The sequence below is a fragment of the Microbacterium sp. A20 genome (genome assembly GCF_004794515.1).
Classification (GTDB): domain Bacteria; phylum Actinomycetota; class Actinomycetes; order Actinomycetales; family Microbacteriaceae; genus Microbacterium.
The window spans coordinates 136,640-150,882 of the sequence record NZ_SSDF01000070.1 but is presented as its reverse complement, the minus strand read 5'-3'; the positions used below and the strand labels follow the sequence as shown (position 1 = coordinate 150,882).

At 64.8% G+C, this 14,243-nt stretch carries 5 protein-coding genes; all 5 read left to right on the top strand.

The genetic code is table 11. The annotated features are described in order from the left end of the window. Positions 1-8 precede the first annotated feature (8 nt). The 5 genes from DW298_RS07620 to DW298_RS07600 all read left to right on the top strand — a co-directional run bounded on the left by DW298_RS07620 (position 9) and on the right by DW298_RS07600 (position 14,241). A complete protein-coding gene (locus tag DW298_RS07620) occupies positions 9-1,193 on the top strand; it encodes a DNA cytosine methyltransferase (protein ID WP_136041840.1) in 1,185 nt (394 codons plus the stop codon). A 71-nt stretch (positions 1,194-1,264) separates the two neighbouring features. Continuing rightward, complete coding sequence (gene drmD / locus DW298_RS07615) at positions 1,265-4,438, top strand: DISARM system SNF2-like helicase DrmD (protein WP_240745054.1); 3,174 nt, start codon at positions 1,265-1,267, stop codon at positions 4,436-4,438. After that, entirely contained in the window at positions 4,428-8,462 is a 4,035-nt protein-coding gene (locus tag DW298_RS07610; protein ID WP_205820290.1) for a DNA methyltransferase, read from the top strand. Before drmD ends, DW298_RS07610 begins: the two co-directional genes overlap by 11 nt. After that, the gene (gene drmA / locus DW298_RS07605) at positions 8,462-12,148 is read left to right on the top strand and encodes a DISARM system helicase DrmA (protein ID WP_136041839.1); all 3,687 of its coding nucleotides are present in this window, start codon (positions 8,462-8,464) and stop codon (positions 12,146-12,148) included. The genes DW298_RS07610 and drmA overlap by 1 nt, the downstream gene beginning before the upstream one ends. Further along, positions 12,145-14,241 carry a DUF1998 domain-containing protein gene (locus tag DW298_RS07600; protein WP_136041838.1) on the top strand — a complete coding sequence of 699 codons (2,097 nt, stop codon included), beginning with the start codon at positions 12,145-12,147 and terminating at the stop codon, positions 14,239-14,241. Before drmA ends, DW298_RS07600 begins: the two co-directional genes overlap by 4 nt. Positions 14,242-14,243: the final 2 nt, after the last annotated feature.

Here is a 14,243-nt window from a genome sequence, read left to right as displayed (position 1 = left end):
GTTCATACATGAGCGCAGAGGGGTCCCCAGTCGAGCATCCTCTCCGCCAGGTTATTCGTCCGGAATTCGGCGCCGGCGCGGAGTCGATCACTCTGGTCGACTTGTTCGCCGGCTGCGGCGGGATCACTCTGGGCGTCAACCAGTCTGCCCATCAGCACGGTGTGGCGACCGACATCGCGCTCGCCGTCGACTTCGAGCAGACAGCGATCGACGTCTACCGCAACAACTTTCCTGACGCTCGGCGGGTCGAGCTCGCCTCGGTAGAGGAATTCTTCGATGGCGACCTCGGTGCTCCGTTGACATTCAGGGAGACTCGGACACGCGAGTCGACAGGAGCGGTCGATGTTCTCGTAGGCGGGCCCCCTTGCCAAGGGCACAGCAACCTGAACAACCACACTCGGCGCGTGGACACGAAGAATGCGCTCTATCTACGGATGGTTCGCGCTGCCGAGGTGCTCAAGCCGCGTGTGCTTCTCGTCGAGAACGTGCCGGCGGTGCTGCGAGATCGACACGAGGGCGAAAGCGTGGTCGTTCGTGCCCGCCGACATCTCGAGAACCTGGGCTATCAGGTCGCCGACGAAGTCGTCTCCGTCGCAAGCCTCGGGGTTGCGCAGAATCGGCGACGTCACTTGCTCTTGGCCACACAGCGCGGTGAGGTGCTTCCGAAGGACGCATTTCAGCAGCTTGCCGCGAACGCCATCGAACGGGATCTCGAATGGGCGATTGCCGATCTGCGCGATGCTGACGACGGCACGCCTTTCGACCGCCGCCCCCAGGCGAAAGGTGACAACCTCGCCCGAATGAAATGGCTCCTCGAGCATCCTGATGTGTTCGACCTGCCAAACGCACTACGCCCGGAGTGCCACCAGGGTGAGCACAGCTACAAGTCGATGTATGGACAGCTTCGTTGGAGCGAGCCGGCGCAGACCATCACCAGCGGTTTTGGCAGCATCGGTCAGGGGCGCTACATGCATCCAGACCAGCCACGTGCTCTCACCGCCCATGAGGCAGCACGCATTCAAGGTTTCCCCGATTACTTCGATTTCTCGGCGTGTCCAACGCGCTCGGCCCTGGCAACGATGATCGGGAACGCAGTCCCTCCACAACTTGGAGCGGCAATTGTGAAAGCAGTCCTCGATTTCCGCGAGTTCTCGCAGGGCTCAGGCGTCGTGAGCGAGGCTCATTCAGCGTGAAGTTGTAAAAAGCGCGACAGGCCAACAGCGGTTAGGGGGATGAAGGCGTGAGTTCGATTGCGGAGGCAACAGTGGCTTCGATCGAGGTGCCCGAGGTCGGTCGCCTGGTGAACGTGAGAGGCGCCCGCTGGTCGGTGACCGACGTCTCAGCGCAGTCGCTTCCACGCAGCAGTGCGGACGATGGTCGAGCCGAGCTGCAGCATGCTGTGACATTGCAATCGATCGAGGACGATCACTACGGCCGCGAGCTAACCGTAATCTGGGAGCTCGAGCCGGGTCGCAGCGTGGTTCGCGAACAGGGCCTCCCCGAGCACATCGACCCGTCGAAGTTCGACAACCCGAGCACCTTCGCCGCTTACGTCGACGCGCTCCGCTGGGGCGCGTTGACGAGTGCTGATCCTAAGACGCTCCAGGCGCCGTTCCGTAGCAGCGCAACCGTTGAGGACTACCAGCTCGAGCCGCTGCGGCGAGCGCTCGAGTCGCCGCGAGCCAACATGCTCCTCGCTGACGACGTCGGCCTCGGCAAGACGATCGAGGCGGGCCTCGTGATCCAGGAGCTTCTCCTTCGACATCGCGCCCGCTCGGTCATCATCGTCTGTCCGGCCGGCCTGCAGCTCAAGTGGCAAGAGGAGACGCGCGACAAATTCGGTCTGACTTTCGAGATCGTCAACTCCGAGACGATGAAGACCTTCCGCCGCACGTTCGGCGTGCATGCGAATCCGTTCCGCGTCTACCCCCGCGTGATCGTCTCGATGTCGTGGCTTCCCGCCCCCCGAGCCGAACGCATGCTCGAGGAGGTGTACGCGAGCGTAAAAGATGCCGGTACCGCCTCGCGTCGCGCGTTTGACATCCTCGTCGTCGATGAGGCACATCACGTAGCCCCCGCTACGCCGGGTCGCGGTGCCAACGACCAGAAGGCCCGCTACGCCATCGACAGCCACCGCACCGTCGCCGTTCGCCGTCTCGCGGAAGCCTGCGAGCACCGGCTGTTCCTGAGCGCGACCCCGCACAACGGTTACACGGAGTCGTTCACGGCGTTACTCGAGATGATCGACCAGCAGCGGTTCGCGCGGGGGGCTGACCTCGATGAGCAGGCGCTCCGCGAGGTGGCCGTGCGGCGCCTGAAGCGCGACCTCCCGAAGAAGGGGTTCCTCCCACGCAAGGTCCAGACCCTCGCTTTCGAGCCGACCGCAGGCGAAGCCGAGGCATACGAGCGGCTCATCGCCTTCACGAAGCGCCGCAACGCCGCGGTGAAGCAGGATCGCGGCAAACGGGCGACGGATCTCGCGACTCTCATCCTCAAGAAGCGGTTCTTCTCTTCGCCAGTGGCGTTCGCATCGACAGCCGAGGCGTACCTCGCAGCACGAGGCGACGATGCCCTCGATCTGCCCGAGTACGACGACGTACTTGGCGAGGAAGCGGCCGACGAGGAGGAGGGACGCGCAGAGCAGCCAGAGCTCGAAGCACTCCGCAGCGCGAAGCGCGCGCAAGTCGCACTGACCGCGGAGGACATCGCCGACCTCGAGGCCTTGATCGCCTGGGGCTCACAGCACGAGGGCCGCCCAGACACCAAACTCCAAGCACTCATGCGGTTGATCGATGGCATCGTGATGGTACCTGGCCACGGCTGGGGCGACGAACGAATCGTCGTTTTTACAGAGTACGTGAGCACCCTCGACTGGCTGAAAGACGTGCTCACCGCGCATGGATACGGAGGCGACCGCCTCGCTGTAATCGATGGTTCGGTCGATGCCGAGACGCGGGAGGACATCCGCGCGCGGTTCACCGCACCCCCACTGGACGAGCCCGTGCGCATTCTGATCGCGACGGATGCCGCGGGCGAGGGCATCGACCTCCAGAACAACTGCTACCGCCTGGTGAACTTCGACATCCCGTTCAATCCGAACCGCCTCGAGCAGCGCATCGGTCGCATCGACCGGTACGGGCAGACACAGACGCCGCTGGTATGGCACCCCCAGGCGACGGGTGGAGAGAGCGCCTACGCGAAGGACGTCGACTTGCTCTTGCGCGTGGCCCAGAAGATCTCACAGGTTCGTCGCGACATCGGATCGGCGAACGAGATCATCGCCCCAGACCTCCAGCGCGAGCTCGGATTCGGCGAGGGCCCGGCACGCAAGCAGAAGACGGATGCCGGCGAGCACGTCATAAATAGGGTGCTCCAGGAGGAGCACGAGCTGGGCCGAGAACTCACGCGACTTGCGGAGCGCCTCGACAGCTCACGTGACCGGATGCACCTCCACGAACAGAACTTGCTCCGTGTGATGGAGGAGGGCTTGCGCTTGTCGGGGCAGCCACCGTTGCGCGAGATAGACGATCCCCGACGGGACGGCGTGCTGTACGAGGTTCCCCGCGGACTCTCGAAGTCGTGGGTCCCAGCCCTCGACGGGCTGGACACGCGCCTCAATCGCGGCGTCTACCGCGCGCTGACCTTCGAGGAGCAGCGGGCGCGCATCGGCACCGATACCGTATTCGCTCATCTCGGCCATCCGTTGATCCAGCGCGCGGCACGGGAACTGCGAGGCCAGGTTTGGACTCGAACCGACCAGGTGCGCGGCGTCAGCGCGGTGGTCGTTGAAGGACTCGACCAGTCATTCGCCGCCGGCGTCGCGCGTCTCGTTCTCGTCGGAGAGGGCGGTGTTCGCCTGCACGAGGAGATCTTCCTGGCGGGAACTCGCATCTCCCGCAGGCAGGAACTGGGCATCGAGAAGGCAGAGGATCTGCTCGCGTCGGCGCTCGACGGTTCTCGGCTCTCGGCCCCTAGCGAGTCGGCGCTGCAGCGCGTAGCCGAGAACTGGAACACGGACGCCGGCCACTCCGAGGGCCTCGGAGCCCGTGTGAAGGACGCTGTCGAGAAGCGCGCCGAACGCCGCAAGCGCGAAGTCTCCGACGATCTCGAATCACGCCGCGTCGCCGACCTCGCCGCCATCGACGCGATCTTCGATCGCTTCCGAGGTACCCTTACGGGCACCCTCGCAGCAGCTGAAGAGGCGCGTCTAGCCGGCGAGCAGATGTTGTTCCAGTTCGATGAGGAGAAAGCGCAGCGGGAGAAGGATCTCGAACGCGTACGCAAGCGCCTCGCTACCCTCGACGACGAGCAACGAGCGGAGCGCGAGTCCGTAGAGCGCCGCTATCGCAACGTAACCGCCCACACGTTCGTGGCCGCGCTCGTATTCGCCCTCACTCCCGATGATGTGCAGAAGCTGGAGGCCGCTGGTGGGCGCTAGGACCCGAACCGAAGACACGTGGGAGTGGCTGACGCTCGTCGACACCGATGGGCCGTTCATCTCGAAGGCAGCGCTTCGCTCGTTCTACCCGCATGGCCTTCCGAAGCCCGATGCCTCGGTCGACGATGTCAACGCGACCTTCGTCGAGGAGCATACGCGCTGGCTGAAGGCATCCGCTTCGGCTTCGGCCGACGTCGCCCGCGAGGCGCGCGACCGCTGGGTCACCGTCGTTCTGCGCGATCTCCTGCAGTGGGAGGACGACCTGAACCTCGCGCCAGCGGCATCTCTCCAAGCTCATTCACCGAACAGCGCGGCCACGGTCGCTCCCTGGGCGACTCTTGAGACGGATGGTGCGCCGCGCGCGCTCGTCACGGTCGTCAATAGCACGGCGAACCTGCGTTCAACCGGCGCCGACGGGTGGTCGGCGAATGCGATCGACCGCATGGCGAACCTCCTCCGCGAGACAGGCGTCACGGTCGGCATCGTCACCGACGGCCGCTGGTGGGCGATCGTCTCCGCGGCGAAGGACGTCACGACGGCGAGCGGTGTCTTCGACGCGGACCTGTGGCGGCAGGAGCGCCCGAGCCGCGACGCGTTCTTGGCGCTCGCGGGTTTCACCTCGATCGCGGGCGGCCTGCCCGAGAAGCGGCTCGACCTCCTGTTCACCGAGAGTGTCGCGAGCGCCGAGCAGATCACAGAGGCACTCGGCGATCAGGTGCGTCGCGCGGTGGAGCTCGTGCTGCAGTCTTTCTCGGATGTTCACCTGCGTGCTCTCGCCGAGCATGGTGAGTCGCCAATGCCCGAGGACCCGAAGCTCGTCTACGAAGGCGCGGTCACTGTGCTCATGCGTGTCGTGTTCCTCCTCTTCGCCGAAGAACGCGGTCTATTGCCCGAGCATGAGCTCTACCGCACCGCATACGCGATCTCGGACATCCGCGATAGGCTCGCGACCGAAGCGCAGGCGACTTCCGCTGAGGCGCTCGATCACACCTGGGAGACTTGGCACCGCCTGCTCGCCGCGAGCAACGCGGTCTACAACGGTGCCTCGTTCGAAGACATACGGATGCCGGCCTACGGGGGGTCGCTATTCGAACCGGCCCGCTTCCCATGGCTCGAAGCCACCAACCAACAAGGCCGCCTCCTCGTCCGCGTTTCCGACCGGGCGATGCTCAAGGTGCTGAATGCGGTGCAGATCGCAATCGTCGCCGGCGACGCACGGCACCTCTCGTTCCGTGAGCTCGACGTCGAACAGATCGGATACGTGTACGAAGGCCTGCTCGGCTACTCGGCAGAGTATGCGACCGAGCTCACGGTCGGACTCAAGGGGAAGGCGGGCTTCGAGCCCGAGATCCCGCTTACCGAACTCGAAGCGATCGCTGCAGCGGCCACAACACCGGCGAACTTCGCGAAGCGCCTCATCGAGCATCTTAAGAAGACGCAGGAGCACGCGAAGCCGAAGACCGCGAATCAAATCGCGAAGTCGTATGCGTCAGCGGATGACGAGCAGGAGGCCGAGGCCCGGACGAAGCTCCGCCATACGCTGCTCGATGATGACGAGACCGCAGAGCAGCTGTTGCCCTTCGCCGGCCTCATCCGCACCGACCTGCGCGACTTCCCCTATGTCGTCCCAGCCGGCGGCATCGTGATGACGGAATCACCGCAGCGCGCGAACACGGGCACGCACTACACCCCGCGATCTCTTGCAGAAGAGGTCGTGATGCACGCACTCCAGCCGCTCGTGTATTCCCCCGGCCCGCTCGATACCGAAGACGAAACTCAGTGGAAGCTGAAGTCGTCGACCGAGATCCTCGACCTCAAGGTCGCCGACATCGCCGTGGGTTCCGGCGCTTTCCTCGTCGCGGCGGCACGGTATCTAGCGGCCCGACTCGTCGAGGCGCGAGCACTCGAAGGTCTGGATGTCGCGAAGGAGCCCGAGCTCGAACGCTGGGCGATCCGCGAGGTCGTCGCCCGCTGCCTCTACGGTGCCGATATCAACGGCATGGCCGTCGAAATGTGCAAGCTCTCGCTCTGGCTCATCTCGATGGATCCTGGAAAACCGTTCTCGTTCGTCGACGACCGAGTGTTCCATGGGAACTCGCTGCTCGGGGTGACGACTGAGGATCAACTGCGCTACCAGCACATCGATCCGTCGAAGAGCAAGATAAAGCCGCGGAAGCTGCTGCGCTTCGATGTCGATGCAGACTTGGAGAAGGCGGCTCGACTGCGACGGGAGCTCGCCTCGGGGCAGGTTGACGACGCGGATCGAATGCGCTCGACACGGGCAAAGCGAGCGCTGCTTGAAGAGTCAAAGCGGGTCACGTCGAAGCTGCGCGATGTTGCTGACGGGATCATCGCAGCTGGCTTGCTTCAGGGGGGCAAGCCAGGCATGAAGCTTGATGCTCGCTATGACGAACTTGCCGATGCGCTTCGCGATGCGTACCCCGAAAGCGACGCCACTCCCGACCATCGACGCCTCGAAACCATCACCCGAGCCGGGCTCACCCCGACAGTCAACACCGGTGAAGCGCGCTGGAAGCCGTTGCATTGGATCATCGAAGCCCCCGATGTGCTCCACGATCATGGAGGGTTTGACGCGATCATCGGAAATCCGCCGTTCGTACCCGGGAAACAGGTCTCCAACGCGATCGGATCTGATCTGCGCGAGTGGCTCGTGAGCGTCGTGGCCGACGGAGCGCGGGGCAACGCCGACTTGTCTGCCTATTTCTTCTGCCGACAAGCGGACATCTCTTCGGCGGGAAGCACGATTGGGCTGATTGCGACCAACACCATCGCGCAAGGCGACACGCGCGAAGTGGCACTTGACCGGCTCTCAGGGAAAGGGATGACTATAGTTCGGGCGATTCAGAGTCGCCCGTGGCCTGCCAGTGGCGCCAACGTCGAGTACGCAGCTGTATGGGCAACCAGACGACCGTTGGCCGAGGGTGTTCGAGCCATCTGCGACGGGGTCCCGACGGCAAGGATCTCGTCTTTCCTTGAGCCAAGCGGGCGGTCTGAGCGATTGCCCGAATCGTTGGCTGAGAATCTGAACCAAGCGTTTGTCGGATGCTATATGAATGGGACGGGATTCGAACTCACTCTTGACCGCGCAGAAGAATTCATCGCGCTAGATTCGCGGAACTCGCGTGTCCTTTTCCCCACCCTCGGTGGAATCGACATCAACAGCAACCCGTCCGGTTCGGCCCCAATGTGGGCGGCGGACTTCTACAACATGGAGTTGACAGAGGCTCAGGAGTACAGAGCAGTCCTCGACCACGTTGAAACTCACGTTCGACCGCATCGAATGACTCTGGACAAGAAACCAAAGCTGCAGGCGCGGTGGTGGAGATACGAGCGGGACGCGAGGGCAATGCGGACCGCGATTTCCTCCTTGAGCTCTGTGCTTGCCATCGCTATCACCAGCAAAGCGCTTATGCCACTTCGGGTGCCGGCTCAACAGGTGTTCACTCACTCCGTCGTCGTGTTCGCAACCGACAACTTCGCCCAGCAGGCCGTCCTGTCGTCTACGACACACCAAGTTTGGGCGATCTACTACGGGTCCGGCCTTCGCTCAGACCCCCGCTATACGCCGTCGGACGTGTTTGTAACCTTTCCTCGACCGAGGAGTACGGCGCAGCTCGCCGAGGCCGGATGGCAGTTGGACAACCTACGCCGAGAGATCATGTTGCGGCGTCAGCTCGGGCTGACCGCGCTCTACAATCTCGTGAATTCACCCGATGCGCAGGGCGATGCGGATGTCGACCTCATCCGCTCGATCCATGTGCAGATCGATGAGGCAGTGGTGGATGCGTACGGATGGACCGACATTCTGCTCGACCACGGCTTCCACACATACCGTCAGATGGAGCGGTGGACGGTGAGCCCAGCGGCGCGGGTCGAGATCCTCGACCGGCTGCTCGAGGAGAACCACCGACGCGCGGCCGCCGAGGCCGCGGCCGGGCTCGGCTCGAAGAAGAAGGGCAAGTCGCTGGAGGATTCCGCGAAGCCCGAAGGAGCGATGTTCTAGTGAGCGACGAAACCAGCACAACCTCGGCGCACGTTCGCAACGAGCTGTTCGACCTGCTCGAACGCGACCTCGTCGGGCCGTGGGACGGGCCGACCGAGACGATCGTCGGCACGCCGCGCGGTCGCTACCTGGCGGGCGCGTTGGCGCCGATCTCTCTGCTCGAGGGGCCCGACTCAGCGACGACCCCCACCGCCTCCGCGGCGACGCTCGACGACGTCCGCAATGACGAAACGCTCGCGGTCGCCGATCTGTCGGCTGCGCACGAAGTGCAGGGCGTGCCGGCCGATGAAGAGGAGACCATCGGTGAGGCGTCTCCCACCGACTCTGATGAAGATCGTGGACCCGAGTCCAAGATCATCGCTCCGTCGTCGATGGGCATCCGCTTCCAGGTCAGCGCCGAGACGTTGACGCTGCGCTTCATCGCCCGCTGGGGCAGGTACGAGTCGCACCGCAAGGTCGATGAGAAGGGCCGGACCCAGACCTATTACGACCGCACCCCGTTCGAAGAGACCGTCGATATCGGCATCTCCACGATCGAGAGCGGGGCATCCGTGCGCCGTGCGTTCGCCGACGATGTGGACCTCTCCGTTGAGGTGTTCGATCACGAAGGTCGTCGCGTCGTGGAGGCGGCCCTGCTCAACTCCAAGCAGACCGGGCGCGAGCTGCCTCCGAGACTCTGGCTGTTCCAAGCCCAGCTCGAAGTAACCGCCCCCGACGCGGCATCCGCCGTATTCCTCCCGACTCGCGATGCGCTCGTCGACGATCGCGCCTCGCGCGATGAGGAGGTTCGTCGTCTCGACCTGCTGTACCGCGACCGTCTGGAGTTTGCCGTCGGTCGCACCGCGTCCGCCACCTGGGATGTCTCCCCCGAGGATGTCCGTCGCGCATCGGCCGTGCGCACGACCTGGCTGCCGACCGCTGAGGTACCGCAGACCCAGGCGCCGGACGTACCGGGTGCCGTACTCAGCATGCGTGCGCTCATGGAAGCGGACCCTACCCAGCTGCGCGCCGGGCTCCAACCGCTCATCGATGCTTACGACGTGTGGCTGAAGAAGCAGGCGGCTGCGAAGGAGCAGCTCCCCGAGTGGCTCCGCAAGGAAGGCGCCATCGGTATTGCTGACGGTGAAGCTGCGCTCGACCGGCTCCGCGCCGGCCTCGACCTGCTCACGACCGACCAGCATGCGCAGCGGGCGTTCTGGTTCATGAATCGCACAATGCGCGACCAGCGCATCCGCTCGCAGATCGCGGCCGTGCGCATCGCCGAGCCCTCTGTCACGATCGCTGCGGCGACCACGAAGATCGAGGGCTACGGAGACAAGGCGGCATCCTGGCGCGCGTTCCAACTGGCCTTCATCCTGATGCAGCTGCCGGCGGTCGTCGATCCGACCCACAAGCGCCGCTCGTCCGACTTCCCTCGCGCCGAGCTGCTGTTCTTCCCGACCGGTGGCGGCAAGACCGAGGCGTATCTCGGTCTCGCGGCGTTCACCTTCGGCATCCGTCGTCTGCAGGGCAAGGTCGAGACACCCGACGGGCTGCTCGACGGCGGCGACGGTGTCGCCGTACTCATGCGGTACACGCTGCGACTGCTCACATCGCAGCAGTTCCTGCGAGCGACAACGCTGATGTGTGCCGCCGAGATAGTGCGCCGGGAAGATCCGACCGTCTGGGGCGATGTGCCGTTCCGCATCGGACTCTGGGTCGGATCGAGCGTGAGCCCGAAGCGGTACGCCGAAGCGGCCGACCAGGTGAAGAGCGTGCGCGACAGCGAGGGCGCCGCCTTCGGTCTCACGGTGCTGCAATTCAGCCACTGCCCGTGGTGCGGAACTCCGATCAATCCGAAGGCGAACGTCGAGGCCGACGACGTCGCGAAACGCATCCGGGTCTACTGCGGCAACAATCGCAACGGATGCCCGTTCAGTGCAGGTGGTACGGCTGTCGAGGGCCTCCCGGTGCTCACGGTCGACGATGAGATCTACCGGCACCCGCCGACCTTCCTGCTCGCGACGGTCGACAAGTTCGCTCGACTCGCACGCGAAGGCGAGGCGGCGAGCCTCTTCGGCTACGTGGCGAAGAAGTGCCCGCGCCACGGGTACAAGCACCCGGACACGGACGCGAGCATCTGCGGGGCTGACCACCACAACGCGAGCACGGCGAACGGAAGCACGTACCCGCCGACGCAGGTGCAGCCGACCGGTCGACTCCGACCGCCGGACCTCATCATCCAGGACGAGCTGCACCTCATCACCGGCGCCCTCGGCACCGCCGTCGGGCTCTTCGAAGGCGCCATCGATGTGCTGTCGAGCTGGGAGCTCGGCGAAGCGGATGCCGCGAAGACGGCCAAGCCGCTCGTGATCGCGTCCACGGCGACCGTGCGCAAGGCGGCCGAGCAGGTGCAACGGCTATACGCGCGCGATGTCGAGGTGTTCCCGCCTCAGGTGCTCAGCGTCAGCGACACCTTCTTCTCGAAGGAGGTTCCGCTCGACGAGGAGCCCGGGCGCAAGTACCTGGGTGTCTGTCTCCACGGCGCCCGGCTCACGCTCGCGGAGATCCGTCTCAGCGAAATCCTGCTGCTCGCTGGACAGCGGCTCTTCGACACTCACGGGGATGCCGCCGAGCCGTACCTCACCGTGGTCGATTACTTCTCGGCCACGCGCGAGCTCGCGGGCATGCGGCGCTACCTCGAGGATGATGTCACAACACGTGTCAGCAACCCGGACAAGTCGAGCGGGTACCCGCGTCGGCGGACCCCGCTACGCATCGGCGAGCTGACCTCGCGCATCTCGTCGTCGGAGATCAGCAAGACGCTCACGCACCTCGCATCGCCGTTCGATGCCGAGCTCGACTCCACCACGGGTCGTGCCTTGATCGCCACGAAGCTCAAAGCCGGCGAGAAGCTGCCCGATCGCGAACTGCCGTTCGATGTCGTGCTCGCAACATCCATGCTCCAGGTCGGTGTCGACGTGCCCCGTCTCGGACTCATGCTGATCGTCGGTCAGCCGAAGAACACGGCCGAGTACATCCAGGCCTCCTCCCGAGTCGGTCGTGAGAAGGAGAAGCCGGGTCTGGTCGTGACCCTCGCAAACCGATCGCGTCCTCGCGACATGGCGCACTACGAGCAGTTCGAGCACTACCACGACACGTTCTACGCGAACGTTGAGGCGCTGTCGGTCACACCGTTCTCGGAGGCCTCCCTCGAACGCGGACTCACGGGGCTTATCGTCTCGGCTGCCCGCGTGATCGATGCGGGTGCCGCGGCTGACGTCTCGCTCTCGCCGGATGCAGTAGCCGGCGCCGGGCGCATCACGTACCGACGTGCAACCGTCGACGCGCTCGTCGACAGGCTCGTAGACCGCGTCGCACAGGCGAGCGATGACGCCGCGGCCGCGCTGACGAAGAGCAAGCTCGTCTTCCGACTCGACGAATGGACCGAGCGGTCCGACCTGCACGGCGGTGGGCTGACGTATGCCCGCAAGTCGTTGCCCAAGCAACACATCGTGCCGCTGCTGGTCAGCCCCGAGGACACGATCGGCGAAGACGGAGACCGACTCTTCCAGGTCGCGAACTCGATGCGCGAGGTGCAGCCTGAGATCGACCTGCTCGTATCGCCGTTCCCCGGCAAACTGACGGAACCCGCGTCGACCGCGACCCCGAAGTGGACCTTTACGCGGAGGAAGGACGACAAATGACCGATCTCGAGAGCGACGCCCCCGCAGCATCCGAAGGCGTCATTCCTAACGTCGCACCAGGGGTGCCCGGTGAGGTCGCCGACCCGTTCGTCGATTCCGAGCTGAAGACGAAGAATCGAGCGCGAGTCGGATCCGTCAGGCCGAATGCGATGCTCTACACGTCGGGTATCGGTGCGACCGTGGACCTCCCGCACATCGCGGTCATGCCACAAGGCATCGATGCGTGGGACAAAGCGTACGCGCGTATGGGCGGGGACCCGACGCTCGTTCTTGTGCCCCGACTTCTTCAGGCGGTGCGTTCCCAGCCCGGGCTCGAGAAGGTCGGCGAGCTTCGCCAGCCGCCGTGGATGCCAGAGATGTTCGGCGGTGGAGAGACGGCGCCTATCGGCATCCCGACCCGAGTTTTCCCTCAGTGGTTGCGCTGCACCGGATGCGACCTGCTCGCGCCCGTTTCGGCGGGGGTTTTCGACTTCGAGAACACCCGCAAGCACCGGCCCGACCTCGCACGCTTCCTGCACCGGAAGTGCAAGGGGCGATTCAAGGGTGGCACTGGCCGGGATCGCATCGCTGTACCGGCCCGCTACTTGATCGCCTGCACGAACGGTCATCTCGACGAGTTCCCTTACATTGACTGGGTGCACGGCGCCGACGGGCATCCCACCGACTGCGTGCCGAATCCACAGTTGCGGATGCTGGAGTGGCGCTCGAACCTCGGCCCGCAGGTGACGATCAAATGCGTGCAGTGCGACTCGTCCCGTAATATCGCCGAGCTGACGCGGGCCGGTGGCGAAACCTCCCTGCCGAACTGCCGCGGGCGGCACCCGCACCTGCCCTCATTCGCCTCGACGACCGATCCTTGCGAGGGCGAGGTTCGGTTGATGCTGCTCGGTGCGGCGAATCAGTGGTTTCCGGCAACGGCGAGTGTGCTCGTGCTGCCATCGCGCAGGGAACCGAAGCCCGCCGACACCGTAGGTGAGGTCATGGGACTGCCTCCGGCCCAGGTGATGAAGCTCACCTCGCTCGCAGCGGTGAGCTCGTGGCGCGAGTTCGCACCTGAGAGCATGACCGGGAAGTTCGCTGGTATCTCTGACGAAGACCTCTGGCACGCCGTTCAGGTGGCGAAGGGCGATCTTCCTCCACTCATCCCGGCTTCGCCGGTGTCGACGGTCTACGACCCCAACCACCTCTTGGTGCCCGAATGGGAAACGCTCACACACCCGGACGAGTTCCTCGCCGAGGATCGGAGGAACGGGTTCAAAGTGCATTCGGTTGAGATCGCATCCTCCATCGCAGCTCCTCTCCACGAAGTGATTGCCGTCGACCGCATCCGGAAAGCTAACGCTTTCATCGGATTCACCCGAATCGATGCGCTCGACCGGGTTGGCGATGAGCCCGGCCGGGTCGCACCCATCTCGTTGTCCGGCAAGCCGACATGGGTGCCAGCCACCGAGGACCGTGGTGAAGGCGTCTTCCTCCGTTTCGACGAGAAAGTCATCTCCTCATGGGAGTCGAGCGTCCTGGAGAACGAGGTCTGGGATGCGCACGTCGCAGCACATGAACGCAACCTCGCTCGGCGCCAGAGCCGCACCGCCGCCGAACTCGACGCCGACGCGCGGATGCCTCCGCCCCGCTACTGGGCGCTGCATACCCTGTCGCACCTGTTGATCCGCGAGATGGCGATGTCGAGCGGCTACGGATCGGCATCGCTGTCGGAGCGGATCTATGCGTGGCGGGAGGCAGACGGCAGAGCGCCAGCGGCCGGCATCCTGATCACGACGACCTCGCCCGACAGCGAGGGCACACTCGGCGGGCTAGTCGACCTGGCACGCACGGAGCGGCTCGAGTCGGTGATGCATGAGGCTCTGCACCGCTCTCGACGATGCTCATCCGATCCGATATGCGCCCACCGCGTGCCGCGCGATCAGGAGGACTTCCTGCACGGAGCCGCCTGCCACTTCTGCGCCTTCGTCTCGGAGACCTCCTGCGAGCGGGCGAATCGATTCCTCGATCGACGGTTCGTGCTCGACCTGAGTGCCGGTTCCCAGGGGCTCGCCCCGCTGCTCGCCGGCATCGATTACGAGAGCTGGAGCTGACG

Bases quoted from the DNA above. Each gene is read 5' to 3' on its own strand.
- DW298_RS07620 (WP_136041840.1), top strand. From the start codon at position 9: ATGAGCGCAGAGGGGTCCCCAGTCGAGCATCCTCTCCGCCAGGTTATT.
- DW298_RS07600 (WP_136041838.1), top strand. From the start codon at position 12,145: ATGACCGATCTCGAGAGCGACGCCCCCGCAGCATCCGAAGGCGTCATT.